The sequence below is a fragment of the Bradyrhizobium lablabi genome (assembly GCF_001440475.1).
GTDB classification, from domain to species: domain Bacteria; phylum Pseudomonadota; class Alphaproteobacteria; order Rhizobiales; family Xanthobacteraceae; genus Bradyrhizobium; species Bradyrhizobium lablabi.
The window spans coordinates 330,661-334,387 of the sequence record NZ_LLYB01000046.1 but is presented as its reverse complement, the minus strand read 5'-3'; the positions used below and the strand labels follow the sequence as shown (position 1 = coordinate 334,387).

The following is a 3,727-nucleotide window of genomic DNA, read 5'->3' as shown; positions in this document are numbered from 1 at the left end:
CGAAGTGGTGCTGAGCGACGGCTCGCTCGGCAACGGCAAGGTGCTGGTGCGACGCCCGGCGCAGGACGGCGAGATCCGCAACAACGGCGCGATCCGCGCCGCGGAAGTGGAGTTGCGCGCCAATGGCGGCAACATCTATGCGCTGGCCGGCAATACCGGCGGCGCAATCTCGGCAACCGGTGTTGCCAACAAGGGCGGGCGGGTGTTCCTCACCTCCGAGGGCGGCTCGGTCAATGTAACGCAGAAGGTGGTGGCGCGGCGCATCCAGGCGGATGCTCCAACCGCGCCGGTGCGTTCAGGCGGATCGCGCGCGTTCACCGGCGGCGACGTCGTCGTCAGCGGCGACAAGGTCGTGGTCGGCGGCACCATCGAGGCGAAGGGCGACGATGGTGTGGGCGGCACCGTGGTGGTGACCGGCAAGGACGTCACCCTGACGTCAGGCGCGAAGATCGACGTCAGCGGAACGTCGGGCGGCATNGTGCTGATCGGCGGCGACCGCGCCGGCGGCTCGGACGCCGCGCGGAAGTTTCTGCCGCAGGCCATCGCCAATGCGCGGAACACGACGATCGAGGCAGGTGCGACGATTACGGCCGACGGCACGTCAGGTGCCGGCGGCAATGTGGTGGTGTGGTCGGATGGCACGACGTCGTTTGGCGGCGCGATCAGCACGCAGGGTCTGCGCGGCGGCTTCATCGAGACCTCGGGACACACGTTCGACTTCGCGGGCGGCAGCGTCAATGCCGGTCCCGGCGGCACCTGGCTGCTCGATCCGGTGGACCTGACGATCAATTCCACGCTCGCCGCCACCATCGCGAGCGCGCTCAACGGCAGCAGCAACGTCACCCAGGAAACGAACGCGGCCGGCAGTGGCGGCAGCGGCGACATCACGGTGGCCAGCGGGATCAGCTGGTCGACCAGCGCGACGCTGACGCTCAGCGCCTATCGCAACATCGCGGTCAACGCCAACATCACGAGCACCGGTGGCGGCGGCCTCGTGCTGCGCGCCGACAATGCCGGCACGGGCACCGGCACCGTGACGTTCAGCGGCGGGCAGGTATCGACCGCGGGCACGGTCTCGATCTACTACAACCCGACCGGCAGCAACTCGACCGTCAACACCGCCAAATACACGGCGCCGACGCAGACGACGTTCAGCGGCAACGTCACCGGCGGCGCCACGCTCAAGACGAACATGCTGGTCAACAATGTCTTCGACCTGCAGAACATGAAGAACAACCTGGCCGGCACCTATGCGCTCGGCCGCGACATCGATGCCAGCATCACATCCGGCTGGAACAGCGGCGCCGGGTTTCAGCCTGTCGGGGGCAGCACCAGCTTCACCGGAAACCTTGACGGCCAGGGCCACACGATCTCCGGCCTCTTCATCAATCGGACGTCAGACCAAAATGTCGCGCTGATCGGCTATCTCGCCGCCAGCGGCACGGTAAGCAACGTCGGCGTCATCGGTGCGAGCATCACCGGCTGGGAGATGGTCGGCGGGATCGTCGGCACGAACTCCGGGACGGTCAGCAACGTCTATTCGAGCGGATCGGTCACCGCCACCAGTGCTGGCGCCGGCGGCCTCGTCGGCTACAACTTTCATATCCTGTCGAATGGCTATTCGAACAGCACTGTGAGTGGACCGCTCTATGTTGGCGGCGCAGTCGGGCTGAACAATGCCATTGGCGGCGGCGCTGGCTCGATGTCACAGGTCTATGCGACGGGCGCCGTGACCGGCACGGGCGCCAGCCCGACCGCTGTCGGCGGGCTGGTCGGCCTCAACGGTAACTCCATCACGCAATCCTACTGGGATAGTTACACGACGGGGCAGGCGTCCGGTGTCGGCTCCGGCAGTTCAGCCGGCGTGACGGCCGTAACCGGCGACCCGGCGCAGTCAGCCGCGACCAATTACGCCTTCAAGCAGAGCGCCTATGGCAGCTTCAGCTTTCCGGAAACCGGCACGACCGGCTGGTACATGGTCGACGGCCAGACCCGGCCGTTCGGCCGCTGGGAATACCAGACCACCATCACCAACGCGCACCAGCTTCAGTTGATGGCGATGAATCTCGGCGCGAGCTACACGCTGGCGAACAATATCAACCTTGGTCCCAGCCTGACGGCCGTCGGCGGCAAGTATCCGGACATGTGGTCGTCGGCGGGCTTTTCCCCGATCGGCAGAGGCGGTACCGCGAAGTTCACCGGAACGTTCGACGGCCAGAGCCACACGATCGCGAATCTCACGATCAATCGGCCTGGCGCCGCCTACGGCAGCCTGTTCGGCTATATCGGGTCGACCGCAACGATCAGCGATATCGGCCTCGTTGGCGTCAATGTGAGCGGCTCGGTATACACCGGCACACTGGTCGGCAGCAACGAGGCGGGCACGATCACGCGAGCTTATGCCACCGGAGTTGTTAACGCCAGCAGTGATATCGTCGGCGGGCTCGTCGGCAGCAACACCGGCACCATCATGCAGTCCTATGCAGCCGTGACGGTCACCGAGAGCGGCGCCGGCCACTCCGCCGGCGGGCTGGTCGGCACGAACGGCGGCCTTATCCAGCAATCCTATGCGACAGGGGCGGTCAGCAGCGGCGGCACCAGAGTCGGCGGGCTGGTCGGCGGCAATAGCGGCAACGTCCAGCTGTCTTATGCGACCGGCGCGGTGAGCGGCTCCAGCGATGTCGGCGGCCTGGTCGGCTACCACACCAACAGCGGCAGCATCGCGCAAGCCTACGCGGCCGGCGCTGTAAGTGGTGCGAACCAGGTGGGTGGACTGGTCGGCACCAGCAACATGAGTGCAGTGATCGGGCAATCCTATTGGGACACCGTGACGTCCGGCCGCTCGATCGGCGTCGGCAGCGGACCCACAACCGGTACGACCGGCCTGACCACCAGCCAGATGCAGAATCCGACGAACTATGCGTCGACCTACGCAGGCTGGGATTTCACTAATATCTGGTCGGCGCCGAGCGCCGGCTATTATCCGCAGCTCTACGGCGTCAACTACGTCCTGCGCGTCGATCCCGCCAATGCGTCGCGGGCCTACGGCGATGCCAACCCGGTTTACACCTATACGACCTACGGCCTGCATACGGGCGACACATCGGCCATTCTCTCCGGCCTCTCGCTATCGACGGCGGCGACGGCGACGTCCAATGTCGGCAGCTACGCTATCACCGCGGGAGGCAGCGTCACCAGCACCGGCGGGCAGGCCTATCGTCTGATCCAAACGCCCGCGGCGCTGACGGTCACACCGCGCGCGATCACCGTGNACGGCGGAAGCGAAGAGCCGCGCCTATGGCGACGCCAATCCGGCGCTGACCTGGCAGGTCGGCGGTGCAGGGCTGGTCAATGGCGATACGCTGTCAGGCGCGCTGGCGACGTCGGCGACGACTTCAAGCAACGTCGGCACGTATGGGATCACACAAGGGACGCTCGCGGCCTCGACCAACTACACGCTGAACTATGCGATGGCGAACCTGACGGTCACACCGCGGTCGATCACGGTGACGGCCGACGCGAAAAGCCGGGTCTACGGCGACGCCAATCCGGCGTTGACCTATCTGGTCAGCGGCTCTGGGCTGGTCAACGGCGATACCCTTTCGGGCGCGCTGGCAACATCGGCGACCACGGCGAGCAATGTCGGCGTCTATGGGATCACGCAAGGGACGCTCGCGGCTTCGACCAATTACACGCTAAACTATGCAGGCACGAACCTCACCGTCAC

The 3,727-nt window shown here is 65.9% G+C and carries 1 protein-coding gene and 1 pseudogene; both read left to right on the top strand.

Translation table 11 applies throughout. The features are described from left to right. Positions 1 to 1,192: 1,192 nt before the first annotated feature. A pseudogene (locus tag CQ14_RS48105) lies at positions 1,193 to 3,271 on the top strand (beta strand repeat-containing protein); the annotation flags it as partial. A gap of 1 nt (position 3,272) precedes the next feature. Next, a partial coding sequence (locus CQ14_RS45805; RefSeq protein ID WP_283807197.1) for an MBG domain-containing protein occupies positions 3,273 to 3,727 on the top strand: 455 nt, incomplete at both ends.